16 protein-coding genes and 1 other RNA gene are annotated in these 20,053 nt (G+C 32.9%); 12 read left to right on the forward strand and 5 right to left on the reverse strand.

From position 1 onward, the window contains the following. Window positions 1-9 precede the first annotated feature (9 nt). The 4 genes from N4A35_04075 to lhgO form a co-directional block, all read right to left on the reverse strand. Window positions 10-957 carry a GSCFA domain-containing protein gene (locus tag N4A35_04075; GenBank protein MCT4580573.1) on the reverse strand — a complete coding sequence of 316 codons (948 nt, stop codon included), beginning with the start codon at window positions 955-957 and terminating at the stop codon, window positions 10-12. Between the two features lie 30 nt (window positions 958-987). Next, entirely contained in the window at window positions 988-2,169 is a 1,182-nt protein-coding gene (locus tag N4A35_04080) for a hypothetical protein (GenBank protein MCT4580574.1), read from the reverse strand. A gap of 90 nt (window positions 2,170-2,259) precedes the next feature. Next, window positions 2,260-2,868, reverse strand: a complete 609-nt coding sequence (msrA, locus tag N4A35_04085; protein MCT4580575.1) for a peptide-methionine (S)-S-oxide reductase MsrA — start codon at window positions 2,866-2,868, stop codon at window positions 2,260-2,262. 51 nt (window positions 2,869-2,919) lie between these two features. Next, window positions 2,920-4,140: an L-2-hydroxyglutarate oxidase gene (gene lhgO, locus N4A35_04090; protein MCT4580576.1), complete on the reverse strand. Its 1,221-nt coding sequence runs from the start codon at window positions 4,138-4,140 to the stop codon at window positions 2,920-2,922. 142 nt (window positions 4,141-4,282) lie between these two features. Here lhgO and ffs point away from each other — a divergent pair. The 10 genes from ffs to trxA all read left to right on the forward strand — a co-directional run bounded on the left by ffs (window position 4,283) and on the right by trxA (window position 15,076). Beyond that, an RNA gene (gene ffs / locus N4A35_04095) (signal recognition particle sRNA small type) lies at window positions 4,283-4,381 on the forward strand. Between the two features lie 206 nt (window positions 4,382-4,587). Beyond that, window positions 4,588-4,911, forward strand: coding sequence for an iron-sulfur cluster assembly accessory protein (locus N4A35_04100; protein MCT4580577.1), 324 nt, complete (start codon window positions 4,588-4,590; stop codon window positions 4,909-4,911). A 24-nt stretch (window positions 4,912-4,935) separates the two neighbouring features. Then, window positions 4,936-6,381, forward strand: coding sequence for a Fe-S cluster assembly protein SufB (sufB, locus tag N4A35_04105; GenBank protein MCT4580578.1), 1,446 nt, complete (start codon window positions 4,936-4,938; stop codon window positions 6,379-6,381). A gap of 27 nt (window positions 6,382-6,408) precedes the next feature. Then, a complete protein-coding gene (sufC, locus tag N4A35_04110; protein MCT4580579.1) occupies window positions 6,409-7,143 on the forward strand; it encodes a Fe-S cluster assembly ATPase SufC in 735 nt (244 codons plus the stop codon). A gap of 50 nt (window positions 7,144-7,193) precedes the next feature. Continuing rightward, a complete protein-coding gene (gene sufD / locus N4A35_04115; GenBank protein ID MCT4580580.1) occupies window positions 7,194-8,414 on the forward strand; it encodes a Fe-S cluster assembly protein SufD in 1,221 nt (406 codons plus the stop codon). A gap of 54 nt (window positions 8,415-8,468) precedes the next feature. Beyond that, on the forward strand, window positions 8,469-8,906 hold the full coding sequence (locus tag N4A35_04120) for a hypothetical protein (protein ID MCT4580581.1): 438 nt from the start codon (window positions 8,469-8,471) through the stop codon (window positions 8,904-8,906). A 94-nt stretch (window positions 8,907-9,000) separates the two neighbouring features. Further along, on the forward strand, window positions 9,001-9,885 hold the full coding sequence (locus tag N4A35_04125) for a hypothetical protein (protein ID MCT4580582.1): 885 nt from the start codon (window positions 9,001-9,003) through the stop codon (window positions 9,883-9,885). 159 nt (window positions 9,886-10,044) lie between these two features. After that, the gene (locus tag N4A35_04130; GenBank protein ID MCT4580583.1) at window positions 10,045-12,471 is read left to right on the forward strand and encodes a thiamine pyrophosphate-dependent enzyme; all 2,427 of its coding nucleotides are present in this window, start codon (window positions 10,045-10,047) and stop codon (window positions 12,469-12,471) included. A 100-nt stretch (window positions 12,472-12,571) separates the two neighbouring features. Next, entirely contained in the window at window positions 12,572-14,635 is a 2,064-nt protein-coding gene (locus tag N4A35_04135) for a ComEC family competence protein (GenBank protein MCT4580584.1), read from the forward strand. A gap of 126 nt (window positions 14,636-14,761) precedes the next feature. Beyond that, window positions 14,762-15,076 (forward strand): thioredoxin, encoded by a 315-nt coding sequence (gene trxA / locus N4A35_04140; GenBank protein MCT4580585.1) that lies wholly within the window; start codon window positions 14,762-14,764, stop codon window positions 15,074-15,076. 93 nt (window positions 15,077-15,169) lie between these two features. Here the strand turns inward: trxA and N4A35_04145 are convergent, their stop codons facing one another. After that, window positions 15,170-16,369, reverse strand: a complete 1,200-nt coding sequence (locus N4A35_04145) for a pyridoxal phosphate-dependent aminotransferase (protein MCT4580586.1) — start codon at window positions 16,367-16,369, stop codon at window positions 15,170-15,172. A 205-nt stretch (window positions 16,370-16,574) separates the two neighbouring features. On the opposite strand from N4A35_04145, the gene N4A35_04150 reads away from it, so the two are divergent. Next, window positions 16,575-19,574, forward strand: coding sequence for a tail fiber domain-containing protein (locus tag N4A35_04150; GenBank protein ID MCT4580587.1), 3,000 nt, complete (start codon window positions 16,575-16,577; stop codon window positions 19,572-19,574). 2 nt (window positions 19,575-19,576) lie between these two features. Continuing rightward, a complete protein-coding gene (locus tag N4A35_04155; GenBank protein MCT4580588.1) occupies window positions 19,577-20,047 on the forward strand; it encodes a gliding motility-associated C-terminal domain-containing protein in 471 nt (156 codons plus the stop codon). The last annotated feature ends 6 nt before the right edge of the window (window positions 20,048-20,053 follow it).

A 20,053-nucleotide genomic window follows, 5' to 3' on the forward strand; every position in this document is an offset into this window, starting at 1 on the left:
TTAGCCCATCTAAAAAGAAAGATAAGGGTGCGCTTGCTTTAACGCTTCTATTTTTTGTTTGGTTTTTTCTAGAAAATGTTGATGTTCTTTTGAATCAATATTAAAAGGGCGATGTGACAATGCTGCTTTTACTTTTCTAATACTTCTATTTAATTGCTGCGTTTCAGTATGATAATACACCTCAGAAAATCGTTCATAAATATAGTCTACAGCTTGTTGATTGGGATGTAATAAATCGGCTTTGTAAAAGCGATAATCTCTTAACTCATCTAATACTATTTCATATGATGGGAAATAGCTCACAAAATCAAAATTATTCACCAATTCCATAATTGCCAAATGCAACACCGCTTTACTTTGGTTATTTTCAATTACACCATCTTTCCAATGCCTTACAGGACTAATGGTAAATACAATATTCAAGTTCGGATTGTATTCACGAATTTCATACAATAAACTACTGTAACATTTTACAAGCTCTTCTACAGTTAACAGACTTTTAGTAAACTGTTTCTGAGGTATTTTATGACAGTTTGCAACTACAGTTTGAGAAGCTAAATGAGTATATATCCAAGCAGAGCCAAAAGTTATAAACAGAAAACTTCCTTTAGCATAATAATCTTTATTGGCTTTTATTGTATCATTTATATTGGTTAAAATTTCCTCTTTTGTTAATGCATTAAATGCACTATGATGTTGCAAACTTAACCATTGCTCCCCTTGTTGCAGTAGGTCTTTAGCTGTAAATTCTTTTTGATCGATACAACCTTTAATAGCATTCGCTACTGATATTGGATTAAACAAAATCCCAAAAGGATTGATCGAGACATCAAATTGATCCTCCAACAGCTTATTTCCAATATTATTGGTAAAACAAGAACCAATCATCGCAATCTTTTGTCGATGATTGATACGCTTTGAATGTTCCTTAATCTCTACTTTAGTACTAAACTTCATGGTAAGTTCTAGACAATTATTCAATTGCCATTAATCATGGTGACGTTTACGCATACTATCGACAACACGTTGTAAACGTTGAGCAGCATTTTTATACTTATAGACTCCTAAACTAATTGTTTTTTGAATATAATAATCTGCTTGATTAAAATCTTTAGACCATAAATAAGCATTGGCTAAGTTCATATATACAATAGCAGTTACTTTTTTATTAACTCTCGCCTTTTTATCTTGAATATAGCTTTCTTTCTCGGCTTCTTTCCAAATACTAATTGCTTTAGCTAATTGAGCAGTTACGTATTTTTGAGATTCTTTAGGAACAGATAAATACCCTTGCTTAGCAATAGTATACGCTTGAATGAAATCTGAATAATCCATCCCTTTATGCTTTTTAACAGTATAGATATCTAATCCATAAGATTTAATTGGGTAACCTAAATGATCATTCAATCGTTGATTTGCTTCAGATAAATTACTATTGATTGCAGCTTGCTGAACAGTTGGCCACATGTTATTATAATGATCAATTTTCCAATATTCGTAATCGTATTCTGTATCAAACTTTCCTATCTTATAACTACGCATTCCCATTCCTCCTTTATGAGAAAACACCTCTTCACCATTAGGTAAAACTGCTTTGATCGTATATGGACTAGTATACCTTAACGTATACTCAATAGAACGTGTAGTTCCAGTTGTTTTTTCTTTTTTCTCAAGCTTTACTTGCTCTAATCCTTCTGGCAAATATAATAACCTTATTCCTCCATCACCTTTATTAAAGCCTTCCAATTGAATTCCATTTTCAATAATTGTTTGATTCAATTCAGCCAATAAAACAGGAAATTCAACATCTTCCTTAAATGGTTGTGGAGGATAGGCTTGTTTGATGGGTTGTGGTAATGTTGGGTTAGCAACTTTGCCTTTTTCCCAAGCAGACATTTCTAACAAATAACTTTTATCAATTTTTTGTTTCTGGATATACCAATCATTGTACGACTGCTCAAATTGATTCATCACATATTCATAACGCACCAAAGAGTCATCACTTTTTTGAGCGTATTTTTCCAAATCAACTTCGATAGTATATGGCATCCCTTTATCTATCACATATAAAGGCTTTTGCTCATACTTAAAAGCCACTTTCTGCTCATCAATATTTTGAGCAAAAACACTGTTTGCTCCAATAAATAATAATAGTACTAATCTTTTCATAACCTACACTTTTAAGTAATTATATATATTACTCCTAATAGGCAATTAATATACCAAAAAGATTTAGAACCCAAAACAGGGATGAAATGTTTATTTTAATTTATCTCCAAAAGCCTTTTTAAATTTGTCTACTTTGGGTTGAATTACCATTCTGCAATATCCTTGATCTGGATTATTTTTAAAATAGTCATTATGGTAATTTTCAGCTGGATAAAAAATTCCTAATGCTGTTATCTCAGTTACAACTGGCTGATCCCAAGCTTTTGAATCATTTAATGCTTTTTTATAACGTTCAACTTTTTCTTTTTGAGCATCAGAAGTATAATAAACAACCGAACGATACTGCGTCCCCACATCTGCTCCTTGCCTATTTAAGGTTGTTGGATCGTGTGTTTTCCAAAAAACTTCTAACAATTCGTCAAAAGTAATTACTGTTGGGTCAAAAACAATTTTAGCGACCTCAGCATGATTCGTTTTTCCTGAACAAACCTCTTTGTAAGTAGGATTTTTTGTTGTTCCACCTGTATAACCAGGCGTTACAGATTCTACTCCTTTTAATTGGTTGAATACAGCTTCAACACACCAAAAACAACCTGCTCCAAAAACTGCAACTTCTTGATTTTCCATTTCCTTGCGATTACTTTGTGATTGACAACTTAACGTAGTTAATATTGTCCCTAATAAAACGATAAACTTCATAAACTTTAAATTAAAAGTGTTTGCTTTATTAGTAGACTTTTTATGTTTTCCTTACAGATTAAAATGCTTTTTAGCCATTTCTACAATTTCATCACCAATTGCCAACGAAGCTGTCGCTGCTGGAGACGGAGCATTTAAAACGTGAATACTATTTTTCCCGTATTCAATTCTAAAATCATCTCTAGTATCTCCATCTTCACTCAACAATAATGCTCTTACACCAGAACGTCCTGGTTTGATGTCTTCCATTGTTAAAGACGGAATTAAACCTTGTAAAGTTTGTAAAAACAACTTTTTAGAAAAAGCTCTTCGATATTCGTTAATACCAAAACTCATGTTTTTAAAGAATAACTTCCAAGTACCACCATAAGATAATGCACTAGCGGTATCTTTTAAACTAAAGTCAGTTTTACCATATCCTTCTCTTTTAAACGTAAACACTGCATTAGGACCACATTCAATTTCGCCATCAGTCATACGAGTAAAGTGAACTCCTAAAAATGGAAAGTCTGGATTGGGTACTGGATATATTAAGTTTTTAACTTTATGTTTTGCTTGTTCAGTTAATTCATAGTAATCTCCTCTAAAGCCAACAACCTTCTCCTTGATTGCTACACCATCTTTTTTAGCAAGACGGTCGGCTTGCAATCCACCACAGAAAACTAATTTCTTTGCTGTAAAATCTCCTTTCGTTGTTTTTATTTCAGAATAATCTTCATGATGCACAAATCCTAACGCTTCTGTCCCTAAACTCACTTTACTTTCAGACTGCGCACCTAAAGCTACTTCAGCCATTTTCTCTGTTGCTCCTCTATAATCAATAATACCAGTACATGGAACCCAAATCCCACCTATGCTTTCTACATAAGGCTCTATTTCTTTCACTTGATCTCCTGAAATTTTCTCTATTCCTTCGGTATTATTAGCCAAACCATTTTGGAATATCTTATCCATAAATGGTAATTCACTTTCTTTTGTTGCTACTACCACCTTTCCACAAACATCATGTGCCACATTATGTTCTTTGGCGAAAGCCACTAACTCATGTCTACCTTTAACACAATTCTTAGCTTTCAATGAACCTGGTGTATAATACAACCCTGAGTGAATAACTCCTGAATTATTCCCCGTCTGATGATCTGCTAATTTAGTTTCCTTCTCAACTAATAAAATTTTCATTGTAGGGTATGCTTTCTGCATTTTATATAAAGTCGCAGCTCCTACAATTCCTCCTCCTATAATAGCAATATCGTATTGTGGTGTATTTTCCATCCTTAAGTCATTTTATAATAATCCGACAAAAATAAGCATTATTAACCGACTAAATGGCTACAGTTCAACGATTTTTATGAAAAAACAAAAAAAATACATCTTTTTTATTGCTGATGATAAAAGTTTGATTAATTTTGCCGTCGGGTAAGTCTTACACGACCAGCTCCTACTTAATCCCCCAGGACAGGAATGTAGCAAGGGTCGGTGGTTGTAGCGGTGCGATGTAAGTAGCTTACCCTTTTTTTGTGCCCTAAATTTTCTTTTTGATATTTTTTTACCTCCTTTTTACATTGCATCCCCCAGTGTTATAATGGTTTTTATCCGTAAATATCAACGAGCCTCTTCCCTATTTTATAATTGTTGTTAAAATCTTTCTCAAATTCATTGCCTATATACCACAAAAAGGGTATTTTTGTACTTTATTTATATTAAATCTAAATAAAAATTATGATTGAAGTAACCGAAAGTGCTAAAAATCAAGCACTTCATTTAATGAAACAAGATAATAAAGATGGATACTTTATTCGTGTTGGAGTAAAAGGAGGCGGATGCTCTGGGTTAATGTACGACTTAGACTTTGATAATGAGATAAAGGAAACAGATAAAGAATTCGAAAGTAATGGTATAAAAGTAGTTGTTGATAAAAAAAGCTTTTTATACCTAGTAGGCACTACATTGGACTTTTCAGGAGGCTTAAACGGAAAAGGATTCGTTTTTGTCAACCCTAATGCTGAGAGAACATGTGGTTGCGGTGAAAGCTTTTCGCTTTAACTTTAATTTATAGAAATATTGTAAATGGCATATACTGAAGAAAGTTTAAAAGAAGAATTGGAAAACCAAGAATATGAATTTGGTTTTACAATTGATATTGAAGCTGACAAAGCCCCAAATGGATTAAATGAAGATATTATTCGTTTTATCTCAGCAAAGAAAGATGAACCAGAATGGTTATTAGAATATCGTCTAAATGCGTTTAAAATTTGGTCACAAATGGAAGAGCCTGATTGGGCACACGTAAGTTACGAAAAGCCTAAATTTCAGGAAATTTGTTATTATGCAGCACCAAAACCGAAAAAGGAGCTAGAAAGTCTAGACGAAGTTGATCCTGAAATTCTAAAAACAATGGAAAGACTTGGAATTTCTATTGAAGAACAAAAAAGACTAACGGGTGTAGCTGTTGATTTTGTATTAGATTCGGTATCTGTTGCTACTTCTTTTAAAGAGAAATTAGGGGAACTAGGCATCATATTTTGTTCATTTAGTGATGCTGTAAAAAATCATCCTGAATTGGTCAAAAAATATTTGGGAACAGTTGTTCCAACAACAGATAACTTTTATGCAGCATTAAACTCAGCTGTTTTCTCTGACGGTTCATTCTGCTATATTCCTAAAGGAGTGAGATGCCCAATGGAACTGTCTACCTATTTTAGAATTAACGAAGCAGGTACAGGTCAATTTGAACGAACATTATTAATTGCAGATCAAGGAAGCTATGTGAGTTACTTAGAAGGTTGTACTGCTCCACAAAGAGATGAAAATCAATTACACGCCGCTGTAGTTGAGCTCATCGCTTTAGACGATGCTGAAATTAAATACTCTACTGTACAAAACTGGTACCCTGGTGATAAAGAAGGAAAAGGTGGAGTTTACAATTTTGTTACTAAACGTGGACTTTGCGAAAGAAATGCCAAAGTATCTTGGACACAAGTAGAAACAGGTTCTGCCGTAACCTGGAAGTACCCTTCATGTATTTTAAAAGGCGATCATTCAGTTGGAGAATTTTATTCGGTTGCAGTCACTAACAACTATCAACAGGCTGATACAGGGACTAAAATGATTCACATTGGAAAGAATACCAAAAGTACTATTATCTCTAAAGGTATTTCGGCTGGTAACAGTCATAACTCTTACAGAGGATTAGTTAAAATTGGGAAAGGAGCAACTAATGCTCGTAACTTCTCTCAATGTGACTCTTTGCTAATGACAGATACATCAGGAGCCCATACTTATCCATATATTGAATGCGAGAACGCTACTGCTCAATTAGAGCATGAAGCTACGACGAGTAAGATTGGAGAAGATCAATTATTCTATTGTAAACAAAGAGGAATTAGCGAAGAAAAAGCCATTAGTTTAATTGTAAATGGTTATGCAAAAGAGGTCTTGAATAAACTACCGATGGAATTTGCAGTAGAAGCACAAAAATTATTAGAAATCAGTTTAGAAAATTCGGTTGGATAAACCATATATATTATCATGAGTAATACAATTATTAAAATAAAAGATTTAGCTGCATCAATAGATGGAAAAGAAATCTTAAAAGGAGTGAACTTAGAAGTAAAAGCTGGAGAAGTACACGCAATAATGGGGCCTAATGGTGCTGGAAAAAGTACCCTTTCAGCAGTTTTAGCAGGAAGAGATGAATACGAAATCACTGGAGGTTCTGTAGAATTTCTTGGAAAAGATTTATTAGAATTCGATCCAGAAGAAAGAGCTTGGTTAGGTTTATTTTTAGCTTTTCAATACCCTGTTGAAATAGCTGGTGTAAGTAATATGAACTTCTTAAAAACAGCGCTACAAGAGCGAAGTAAATACTTAGGAGAAGAACCAATGTCTGCTAAAGACTTTTTGAAAAAAGTAAAAGAAAAAGCTGCTTTGGTAGAGTTAGATGATAAATTGAAAAACCGATCTGTAAACGAAGGCTTTTCAGGTGGAGAGAAAAAGCGTAATGAAATCTTCCAAATGGCAATGCTTGAACCTAAATTAGCTATTTTAGATGAAACAGATTCAGGATTAGATATTGATGCTTTAAGAATTGTTTCGAGTGGTGTTAACACCCTTAAAAACAGTGAAAATGCTACTGTTGTCATTACACATTATCAACGTTTATTAGATTATATCGTACCAGATTATGTACACGTATTAGCTGACGGTAAAATCGTAAAGACTGGCGACAAAAATTTAGCTATAGAATTGGAGGAAAAAGGATACGATTGGATTTAATTGTTAGTATACAATAGCATTCAATTTATTAATCAAAGAATAGATTATATATGACAATGACAATAGCACACCCCATCCTCGAAAACCTAAAACAATCAGATATTAATCCAGAGCTAACAAATCATGCACTGAATATTATCGAGAAAAGTAGTTTTCCTACTCGTAAGACTGAGGATTGGAAATATACCAGAATAAATAAAATTCTTAAACAAGAATATATTCAAAAAGAAGTGTCGAATAACTTCGATACATCCGAATACATTGACAAACGTTTAGATGCAATCAACGTATTTGTTGTTAACGGACACTACTCTACTTCACTTTCTGAGACCAATACCATTGATGGTTTGTTTATTGAAAAGATAGGTAAAAACAACATCAACTACAATACCATTACCAATATTGAAGATAATATCTTTAGTGCCATAAATACGGCTTATACAAGTGATGGGCTTAGTATCTCTGTTCAAAAAAACACTAAGATTAAACAACCTATACATATCATCAATATTCTCACTGAAGATCATGTTTTTGCCAATCCAAGAACTTTAATTGTAGTTGAACAATCGAGTGAGTTGGAGATTATCCAAACATTTATAGCTCCAAAAGCTGTAAACACATTCACCAATGCTTTAACAGAAATATTTGTTAAAGAAAATGCAAAATGTACGTTTACTAAAATAGAAAATGAGGGAACTAAAAGTGCTTTAATCTCAACTGAAGACGTTAAGCAACTAAACGATAGTACATTCCAAATCAATACCATTACCAAAAGACAAGATTTTGTTCGAAATGGATTAAATATTGCTGTGGATGGGCAAAACTGTTCAACTTATTTGAACGGAGCTTATGCGCCTATTAATGGAGAGCATGTAGACAACCATACTCGTGTTGATCACTTACAACCCAACTGTATGAGTAGTGAGATATACAAAGGGGTATTAAACGATAAATCAACAGGTGTTTTTAACGGAAAAGTGATTGTACATGTTGACGCTCAAAAAATTGAAGCTTATCAAAAAAACAATAATGTTTTAATTTCTGATCATGCTACTATGAATGCTAAACCAGAACTTGAAATATTTGCCGATGATGTTAAATGTAGTCATGGTACTACTACTGGTCAATTTGATGAGGAAGCTATTTTTTACCTACAAGCAAGAGGTATTAGTAAAACCACTGCAAAAGAGATGCTTATAGAAGCATTTATGGATGAAGTTTTTGATGAAATAGACAACGAAATGATAAGAGATTTTGTTAAGACAAACTAAAAGTATAGCTTTGGTATTATATTTGATAATTTGAACAAATTAAAACTAAAAACTATGAAAAAACTTATTTTATTCGGCTTACTTTTAGCAGGCTTTTCAACTTTCGCTCAAGAGTACAAAATTATTACTGTTGTTGAATCTATTATCCCTGCGGGATTAGGACGTTCAAGAATGATTGAAGTTACAGAGCAAAAAGATCATAATGCACTAACAACTGAGAGAGTTGACGGAAAAAAGAGTAAAGAAAAAGTAAAACGAGCTGACGCAAAAGTTGGTAATTTAAAAGAAACAAAATTATTAAACTTTTATAGCGCTACTGGTTTACAATTCTACAACATTGCTTCAAATGATGCTGTTGTGATGTCTAAAATCAACGAACTAGCTGCACAAGGTTGGGAATTAAAGTTTGTTAACTCTGGGGTTGAATCTGATGCTGGAGATACAGATGGAAAAGGAATCTTTGTAACAAGATATATTTTCTTTAAGCCTTAATTCAAAAAATGATAACTAATAAAAAAGACCAATATCGATCGATATTGGTCTTTTTTATTATACTTGTTTAAGCATTTTAATACAGTATCCATAAATGATTATTGATAATAATAACTATCAAGAAAAGTTATACTCTGAATCAGGAAAGTCTAATTTAATTCTACAATTGATAACTTATACAATCCTTTCCTTTATTGTTGGTTACGTAAGCTATGTTTATACCATAATTACAATAAAAATCCCCATTATTTATATTAATTTTTTACTCATTATTGGTTATGCAATTCTTATTGGTGTACTAATTCGAGTTGCTTTTAGATTTTCTCATAATAGAAATAAAAAGGAGCGTTATATTGTATCTATTTTAGTTTCCACGATAGGTTTTATTTCACAATGGTTAACTTATTTTGTTTTTCTTATAACAGATGGGACTCCAAGTCTACTTGATGTAATCACTCACAGTATCACTATATTTGAAAACAATCTGTTTTACACCATTTTAAAAGAGCTATATACTATTGGTTCATGGGCAATTTTTGGCATTGATGTTAATGGCTATATTTTATTATTAATATGGCTTATTGAACTAACGATAATTATATTGGTTCCTATTCTAATTATAAAACAATATCTTGCTAAACCATATTCTGAACAATTAAATAAATGGTATACTAAATATATATTAGCAGATGATTTTGAATCAATTGCAGCTCCTGTAAGTCTTTTACAAAGTTTAGATTTGAACCCAATTAATACATTAGAAGAATTAAATAAAGGAACAGGACAAAGGCACACTAAAATTTATATTTATTACCTTGAAAGAGAAGATATACAATACATAAGTTTTGAAAGAATAAGTATTATTAATAATACTAAGAAGTCTTATAATTTGATAAATGGCTTTCAAATTAATAATGAACAAGCTAAATATATATTGAGTCAATACCATTACCAAAAAGAAATTTTAGATATCTTTTAACTAGATATTGAATTCATAAACTTATATAAATTAACGCTATTAATTAGAAATATTTATTTATCTAAATCCTATTAAATTTCATAATTCTACAGTAGAAATTCATTGCTAAATAACTTAGTTTTTCTTATATTCGCGGAAAAGCAACACACACAGATTAAAATGAGTAATAAAGCAGAGAAAATAGAATTTGAAGCGTTTAAAAAAGAAGTGATCGAAGATTATACACTAGCTTGTATTAGTAGGGAAATGTCTCTTTTAGGAAGAAAAGAGGTACTAACTGGGAAAGCTAAGTTTGGTATTTTTGGAGATGGTAAAGAAGTTGCTCAATTAGCCATGGCTAAGCAATTTCAAAATGGAGACTTTAGATCAGGTTATTATAGAGATCAAACCTTTATGATGGCTATTGATGCCTTAACTATTCAACAGTACTTTGCTGGTTTATATGCACATACCAATATTGAATTAGAACCTATTTCTGGTGGTCGTCAAATGGGAGGACATTTCGCTACACGTAGTTTAGACGAAAATGGAAACTGGAAAAACTTAATGGCTCAAAAGAATTCTAGTGCAGACATCTCTCCCACTGCTGGTCAAATGCCACGTTTACTTGGCTTAGCATTAGCTTCTAAAGTATACCGTAACAATCCTTTGCTAGAAGACTTTACCAATTTCTCTAACAAAGGGAATGAAGTCGCTTTTGGAACAATTGGAGATGCCAGTACATCTGAAGGGCTGTTTTGGGAAACCATTAATGCTGCTGGTGTATTAGAAGTCCCTATGGCTATGTCTGTTTGGGACGATGGTTGGGGAATCTCTGTTGCTCGAAAATATCAAACAACTAAAGACAGTATCTCTGATGTATTGGCTGGGTTTAAAAAGACAAAGACATCCAATGGTTATAACATCTATAAAGTAAAAGGTTGGGACTACCCTAACTTAGTTAAGACTTATACTGAAGCTATTGCTAAGTGTAGAAAAGACCACACCCCTACTCTAATTCATGTTGTTGAAGTAACACAACCTCAAGGTCATTCGACTTCTGGCTCTCATGAAAGGTATAAAACCAAAGAACAATTGGAATGGGCTAAAGAATTTGACTGTATTGAGCAAATGAAAAAATGGATCCTCAGCAAGGATAATTTTGCTGGACAACCAATTGCTACAGCTGAGGAATTAGATGAAATTAGAGCTAAAGCTAAAAAGGATGTAAGAACTGAACAAAAGAAAGCTTGGGCTAACTTTTTAGCTGAATTAAAAACTGAAAAAGATACTGCTGTTACTTTATTAACAAACTTAGCTAACGAAAGTAAGCAAGGCGTATTTATTGGAAAACTTAAGGATGAGTTATCTAAAGCTATGGATCCTATTCGTAAAGAAATTCTAGGAACAGTTAAAAAAGCTTTACGACTAACTAGAGGGGAAAGTATTAATGCAAAAACAGCTTTAATCAATTGGGTAAAACAAATTCAAAACGAGGCACACGATAAATACAGTTCGTATTTATATTCGGAGTCTGAGTTAAGTCCTTTAAACGCTGAAGAGGTTGCTCCTAGCTACTCAGAGAATCCAGAGAAAGTAGATGGAAGAGTTATTCTAAGAGAGAACTTTAGAGGCTTATTTGATAAATATCCTGAGTTATTAACTTTTGGTGAAGATACTGGAAAAATTGGAGGAGTAAACCAATCCATGGAGGGCATTCAAGAGCAATTTGGTGAATTGAGGGTTTCTGATACTGGTATTCGTGAAGCAACTATTTTAGGTCAAGGAATTGGTATGGCTATGAGAGGTTTAAAACCTATCGCTGAGATACAATACTTAGATTATATTTTGTATTGTTTACAAATCATGAGCGATGATTTAGCTACTGTACAATGGCGAACAAAGGGAGGACAGAAATCTCCATTAATTATTAGAACTAGAGGACATCGTTTAGAGGGTGTATGGCATGCAGGTTCACCAATGGCTGGAATTATTAACTTAGTCAAAGGAATTCATGTTTGTGTACCTAGAAACATGACCAAAGCAGCTGGTTTTTACAATACCTTATTAGAAGGTGACGACCCTGCTTTAGTTGTTGAATGTTTGAATGGCTATAGAACAAAAGAGTTAATGCCAGAAAACTTGACACAATTTAAAACACCTCTTGGTATTCCTGAAGTAGTTCAAGAAGGTACCGACATTACAGTTGTAAGTTATGGTTCGACATTCAACCTTTGTGAAATTGCTGCTAAACAATTACAAGAAGTTGGTATTTCTGTTGAATTAATTGATGTTCAAACTCTTATTCCTTTTGATACTGAACATGCTATTGTAGAATCCCTTAAGAAAACCAATAAAATTTTATTTGTAGATGAAGATTTTGAGGGGGGAACTACTGCTTATATGATGCAACAGGTGTTACAAAACCAAGGAGGTTATTATCACTTAGATGCACAACCTAAAACATTAGCTGCAAAACCACATCGACCAGCCTATGGAACTGATGGGGATTATTTCTCTAAACCAAGTGTTGATGATATTTTTGATGCTGTTTATGAGATCATGCAGGAAGATAACCCTTCAGTTTTTCAACCTATTTATTCTTAATAGCATTCAATGAATGCATCAAAAAACAGCTTAGAATTCTAAGCTGTTTTTTTTGTTACACACTAGTCAATTACTAAATTAGCATAGCTAACCCCTTGCTATGCATCCCCAATTTCAGCTCCTTTATTTAAGAAGAGTCCCTTTTTTAAAGATCCTAATTCCTTTACTATTAGGAATAATACTTTCTAAACACTTTCCTTATTCATTAAGCGTTTTTTTAACCATAGTCTTTTTATTTTTGGGAGGAATTCTATTTTTTGCAAAAACCTTTCAACAGTCTTATACCACCAATCATTTCTTTGGCCTATTCATTAGCTTATTTTTATTATTTTTTGGTAGCAGCTATACTCATTTTAGAACAGAAATTAATTTTCCAAATTATTTCCAACACCTTCAAACTGACTCTATACTTGAGGGATACATCAGTGAAGCAATAATCGAAAAAAAGAAGTGTTTTGAAACAGTTATCAGTCTTAAAAAAGTTTACCAAAACCACTCAAAAACCATTACCAATGGAAAGATCAAATGTCTTTTTCCTAAACAACTATCCCATTCCCTACAAATAGGTGATGTCATTTTATTCAAAGCTCAGCTCAATGAAATAAATCCACCAGCCTTTCCCGAACAATTTAATTACAAAAAATACCTGGAAGCGAAAGGAATTTTTCATTCAACGTATCTTACCAAGAATCAATTTATCAAAATTAGCCATATTAATACTCCTTATATTCTCGCTCAAAAGGCTAGAGTTAACCTTATTAAACTATTCAGAAAATCCTATCTAAACAAAGACGGATTAGCTATTGTATCCGCCTTGTTCTTAGGTGAAAAAAAATTACTCAATACAACAATTAAAGATCATTTTACGACCATTGGGGCAATGCATGTTTTAGCAGTATCTGGGTTACATGTTGGAATCCTCTTGTTTATTATCAATGGTTGTTTAAACTTCTTTTTTAGAAAAAATAAAAGCACTAAACTTAAATTACTCCTCTCCATCTTACTCATCTGGGGATTTGCTTTTATAACTGGTCTAAGCGTGAGCGTAATGAGAGCAAGTATCATGTTTTCCTTAATTGCAATTGGGAGGCTCTTATTAGAAAACAAAAACATTTACAATATCATCTTAGCTTCAGCTTTTGTATTACTAATTATCAACCCTAATTTTATAACAGATATTGGCTTTCAACTCAGTTATCTAGCTGTTTTAGGTATCATCTACTTCTATCCAAAAATTTTCAACCTTTTCTTTATCAAGAATAAAATCATCAATTATATATGGAGCATTACAGCAGTTTCTATTGCTGCACAAATAGCTACTATTCCAATTAGTATTTTTTATTTTCATCAAATCTCTATCCTCTCTATTCTCTCAAATATCTTCGTTACATGTTTTGCTATTTTAATCATAACAATTGGCGTTTTAATGTTGAGCACTATTTATATCGATTTTATATTTTTATTCTTATCTAAATGCTTAAATACTCTAATTGAAGTCTTACTACAAATAGTAAAAAAATTGGCGTTAACTCCCTATGGTAAATTAGAGGGACTAACTCTTTCAACCTTAGAATTAGGACTCTATTTTGTTGGAGTCTTTTGCTTTATTATACTATTAGAGACCAAACGATTAAAGTACCTAAATTACACTTTAATGATCCTCCTATGTTTTACAATCAGTAAGCACTATAACTACAACCAAAGAAAACAATTACAAAAAATTACATTTTTAAACACTAACAATCAAATTGCTTTTAATATTACAACCCCAAACAATAATATTCTTTGTCATTCGATTTCTGACAAAGAAGTGATGTACTATTTATCGAAATCATTGCAAAATTTTTGGTTGAAAAACACGTCTAAAAAAGCTACTACAAAAATACTTTCTAAGAACAATGAGCTAGTAATACTTAACAAGCTTAAAATACTCATTCTTAACCACCAACTCAATACTTCAATTGAAGAATGGTGTGATTTTGTCATCATTAATAATCCCAAATTAAATTTAGAAAAAATCAATCAACTCGTTAGGACAAATACGATTGTGTTTAGTAACAAGATCTCTCCTCAACATTTCCTTTATTTTAAAAATAAAATTCAGTTTTTAGAAGTTAACCTATATACCTCCCTAAATAATCCATGTTTTAAAATCAACCTTTAAATATAAGCTAATAACGATGGGTTAAAAATAGTTAAAATGACAGTTTGACAGTAAATGTTTTTTGGTATCAGTTTTGACAATAGAGAAAGTAGTTTAACTTTACATAAAAATTTAATAAATAATAAAATGGCATTAGAATTTACAGAATCAAACTTTGATGAATTAACAAACACAGATAAACCTGTATTAGTTGACTTTTGGGCTGAATGGTGTGGACCATGTAGATTAGTAGGACCTCACGTTGAGGCATTAGCTACTGAATATGAGGGAAAAGCAGTTGTTGGAAAAGTAAACGTTGACCAATATGGAACTTTAGCAGCTAAATTTGGAGTAAGAAATATCCCTACTTTGATTGTCTTAAAAAACGGAGAAGTGGTAGAGAAAGTAGTTGGAGCTGTTCCTAAAGCTACTTTAGCAGCTAAATTAGACGCTAATCTATAAACGAAACGAACTTAAGTCTATTTTGACATTAAGCATAAAAAAACCGAATAGTTTAACAACTATTCGGTTTTTTTTATGGTACTCATAATCCAATTATACAATTCCAGGATAAACTTTCAACGCTTCTTCTAAGCATTTAACTGCTTTGGTTAAAGCTTCTTTATTTAAAACATAAGCAATTCTTACTTCTTGTTGTCCCAGACCTTTTGTGGCATAAAAACCTGTAGCTGGTGCCAACATTACAGTTTCTCCGTCATAATCAAACTCTTCCAACAACCATTGACAAAACTTATCTGCATTATCAATAGGTAATTTTGCAATAGCATAAAACGCTCCTTTTGGTTTAGGGCAAATAACCCCTTCAATTTTATTTAAACCATCAATTAAAATATCACGACGTTCTACATACTCCTCAATTACAGTATCAAAATAACTCTGTGGGGTTTCCAAAGCAGCTTCTCCAGCTATTTGACCAAAAGTTGGAGGACTTAACCTTGCTTGACCAAACTTTAAAGCAGCAGCCATAAATTCAGCATTTTTACTAATCAATGCTCCTACTCTAGCTCCACACATACTATAACGTTTAGAAACAGAATCTACAAGAATTACATTGTTTTCTATTCCCTCTAAATTTAGCGCTGAATATGGAGTTGCACCATCATAGCAAAATTCTCTGTACACCTCATCAGCAAATAAAAACAAATCGTATTTCTTAACTAAATCTCTCAAGGTCTCTAATTCTTCTTGACTGTATAAGTACCCTGTTGGATTTCCAGGATTACAGATTAAAATTCCTTTTGTCTTAGGAGTAATTAACTTTTCAAAATCTTCAATTGGAGGTAATGAAAAACCATTTTCAATCTTTGCTGTTACAGGAACTACATTGACATTGGCAGTAACACCAAAGCCATTATAGTTTGCATAAAATGGTTCAGGAATAATTAATTCATCCCCTTCATTAAAACAAGTTTGAAAGGCAAAAACTAAAGCTTCCGACCCTCCAGTAGTAATCATAATTTCATTTTCAGGATTTAAATCAATATTAAATCCTTTGTAATATTTTGCTAAACCTTCGCGGTATGATTGAAAACCAGCAGAATGACTATATTCAACAACTTTTAGATCAAGGTTATGCATTTTATCTAAAACGACCTGAGGTGTTTCAATATCTGGTTGACCAATATTTAAGTGGTAAACTTTTTTTCCTGACTTTTTGGCTTGTTCTGCATACGGCACCAACTTACGTATTGGTGATGCAGGCATTTGTGTAGCTTTATGAGATAAACTCGGCATAGTAATTTTATATTTTATATCTGTTTGGTATTAGGGTTACAAAATAACAAAAGTTATTAAATTCTAATGACTCCTATCTAAATAAATAAAGTGCTTTGTTGATAAATCACCCATATGGACGAGGCCTGTAAAAATCATTTACAATATATTTGACGAAATAAATCTTAGCTTTATGAAACATATTAGCATATTTATAATATTTTTTTTGATTAGTTATTTAGCTAGTGCTCAAGTCCCTAATCAAATTAGCGGCATCAATTATCAAGGTATTGCAAGAGAAGCTGATGGGACACCTATAGCAGACAATACAATCGATGTTGCAATTTCAATACTGGATAATGGAGGTAATACTATTTTTAGTGAAACACATAGTGGTGTATTAACCAATCAGTTTGGCCTATTTACTTTAATTATCGGAACTGTAAATACATTAGACGCCAACCTATGGAATCAAGCTATTAAAATTAAAACAGAAGCAGATTTTGGTTCTGGAATGGTTGAAATTGGTACAGTTGTTTTAGCTGCTGTTCCTTATGCCTTTAAAGCAAAATATGAAGGACAAAAAATTGAATATTCAAGCAGTAACAACAGACTATATATCACCAACGGAAATGGAACATATCTTGATTCTGTAACGATTGCCTCAGGAGGGAGTTCACTTCCTGCTGGTGGAACAAATGGACAAGTACTATCAACAGATGGTAATGGGAATTACGCTTGGATAACTGATAACGACAGTGATCCCGCTAACGAGATTCAAAATTTAGAATTAGATGGTGACTCAACCATCATTCTTAAAGAAGGAAATGGAAATATCAACAGTACCATTCATCTCCCTAATGATAACCAAAGACTTAATCTATCAGGAACCATCATCTCTATTGAAAATGGAAATAATATTGACTTAGGTTCAATTATTCCAGCAGGAGGTACTGATGACCAAAATTTAGACTCAGCTGTTCTAAGTGGAACAAGCTTATCCATACATATAGAAGGAGGAAATGCCGCTTCTGTAGATTTATCGAGTTTACAAGATGGCACAGGAACAGATAATCAAGATTTGGAACTTACTGGTAATAACCTAACATTAACCAACGATGGTACATCGGTAGATTTAAGTGGGTATTTAGACAATACTGATGCGCAAACGCTATCTTTATCAGGAAATACATTAACAATTAGTAATGGAAATAACGTAACTTTAACTGATAATGTAAATGATGCTGATGCTAACCCTACCAATGAAATTCAAACACTTACCCTCTCTGGAAATACTCTAGAAATATCTGGAGGAAATACGGTAACGCTACCTTCAGGTTCTGATAATCAAGATTTAGAGCTTTCTGGAAATAACCTGACATTAACCAACGACGTTACCCCTGTAGATTTAAGTGGTTATTTAGACAATACTGATGCACAGACCTTATCTTTATCAGGAAACACATTAACAATCAGTAACGGAAATAATGTAACCTTGACTGATAACGTAAATGATGCTGATGCTGATCCCAATAATGAAATTGAGTTACCAACTGGAGGTACAAATGGACAACTATTATCTACAGATGGAAGTGGTAATTATTCTTGGATTAGTGACAATATAGGTAGTGACGACCAAGCCATTAGTGGAAGTGGACTTTCTGGAACGACATTAACCATTGGAATTGAAGGAGGATCAAATGAAACTGTTGACTTATCTTCATTGGCTGAAGCTGATGACGACTGGTTTTTGGGAGGTTCTACTACCGCAAAACCTACTTCTATTAATGACGATATATGGAAACGAGGTAATGTAGGTATTTTTGGAGCTGTTGGAAGTAATACTATTAGCCATATGCTTACAATTGGACAGACATCAAGTACAACAACACCAATGGTCGCTATAAAAAATGGTCATGCAACAGGAGATGCCAGCATGCTATTTGATGGAGGAACAACTGATTATTCAATAGGTTCTGATGCTGGGAATGGTAGCTTTACCATCGCTCAAAATTCCTCAGGGTTAGGTACTAACGACCGTTTAGTTATTCAAAACAATTCAGGTTATGTTGGTATTGGTACTTCTTCACCAGGAGCGAAGTTAGACATCAAAACGAATAGCGCTACAACTGATGCTTTGTATATTGGTCAATCAACTACTTTACCACAACTTGTTGTTAAAGCAGGTGGAAATGTGGGGATTGGAACAACTTCTCCTAGTTCAAAATTAGCAATTGAAAATAGTGCAAATGCGCATATTGACTTAACCAGTACATCTGGTAATGCTAAAATAAACTTACAATCTAGCTCAGGAAACTCCTCTATTAACTTCTATGAAAGTGGTACTTCGCAAGCAGAAATTGGTTGGAATAGCGCCTCTAACTATCTCTATTTAAATGATGGAACAGCCAACAGCCTAACTTCCAGATCAGGGAGAGTTGGGGTTGGAACCAACTTTCCTTCAGAAAAACTTCATATTGTAAACAATAATGAAAATATCTCTTTAAAAGTTGAAAATTCGTATGCTTCAGGCAATATATACGGTATTCAAAACAGAATTACTAGTTCAACTACTAATAATAATGCAACGTATGCTACTTGGAATGGTGTTAATAATGTAAATAATTCAAACACGCTTGCTACTTCTACTTTTGCCAATTACTCTTTTACCAATAATGGAGGTACTGGAACTAGTTATGGTTATTATTACAGAGATTATTCTGGTACAAATACTAGCTATGGAATATATACACAAGGAGAGGATAGAAATTACCTAAGTGGACGTATTGGTTTAGGTGTAACTAGTCCTTCTTACCAATTGCACCTAAGTTCTAATAGTGCTGCAAAACCTACTTCTAGTGCTTGGACAGTAACTTCAGACAAACGTTTAAAAGAAAATATTCTTCCATATAAATCTGGCATTGATGATATTATGAAAATAAATCCCGTTTGGTATACCTATAATGGTAAAGCAGGACTCCCTAGAGAAACAGGGATAGGTGTAATAGCTCAAGATTTACAAAAAATTGCTCCTTACATGGTTAATGAATGGACCTACCAAAACAAAGAAACATACCTTGGCGTTGATAATGGGGCAATGACTTATATGCTTATTAATGCAACTAAGCAACAACAGGAAGTCATCTTAAGTATGGAAGAACAATTAAAAGTTCAACAAAAACAAATAAATGCTTTAATTAAAGAAATTGAAAACTTAAAGAAGTAAAAATGAAATTATTATTCATTCTATTCATACCTTTTTCTTGCTTCTCCCAACAAGTTTTGAGCTCTGGGGGAAATGCACCTTCTCCAACCAACATTAGTGAGCAAACGATTTCGTTTACTATTGGAGAGCCTTTGATTACTACAGGTGGAGATGATGAATTAATCACTGAAGGATTTCAACAACCCCATATAAAAGGAAAAGTATATGTAGCTGGAGTTAATGCTTTTTCTCCCAACAATGACGGGAATAATGATACTTGGCTTTATAAAAAACCGTCTGAACAATATCAAATAGAAATTTTTTCACGTTGGGGAAACATAGTATGGAACAATACAGAAGACCTTTCTAATAGTGAATGGGATGGAACTGATAGCAATGGAAATGTATTGCCTGATGGCACTTATTTTTACACAATCAAAGTGAATGGCAAAGCACTTGAAAATGGCTCTGGATATATAGAAATCACACGATAAAATTAG

This window comes from Flavobacteriales bacterium, assembly GCA_025210295.1.
GTDB lineage: Bacteria > Bacteroidota > Bacteroidia > Flavobacteriales_D > Parvicellaceae > S010-51.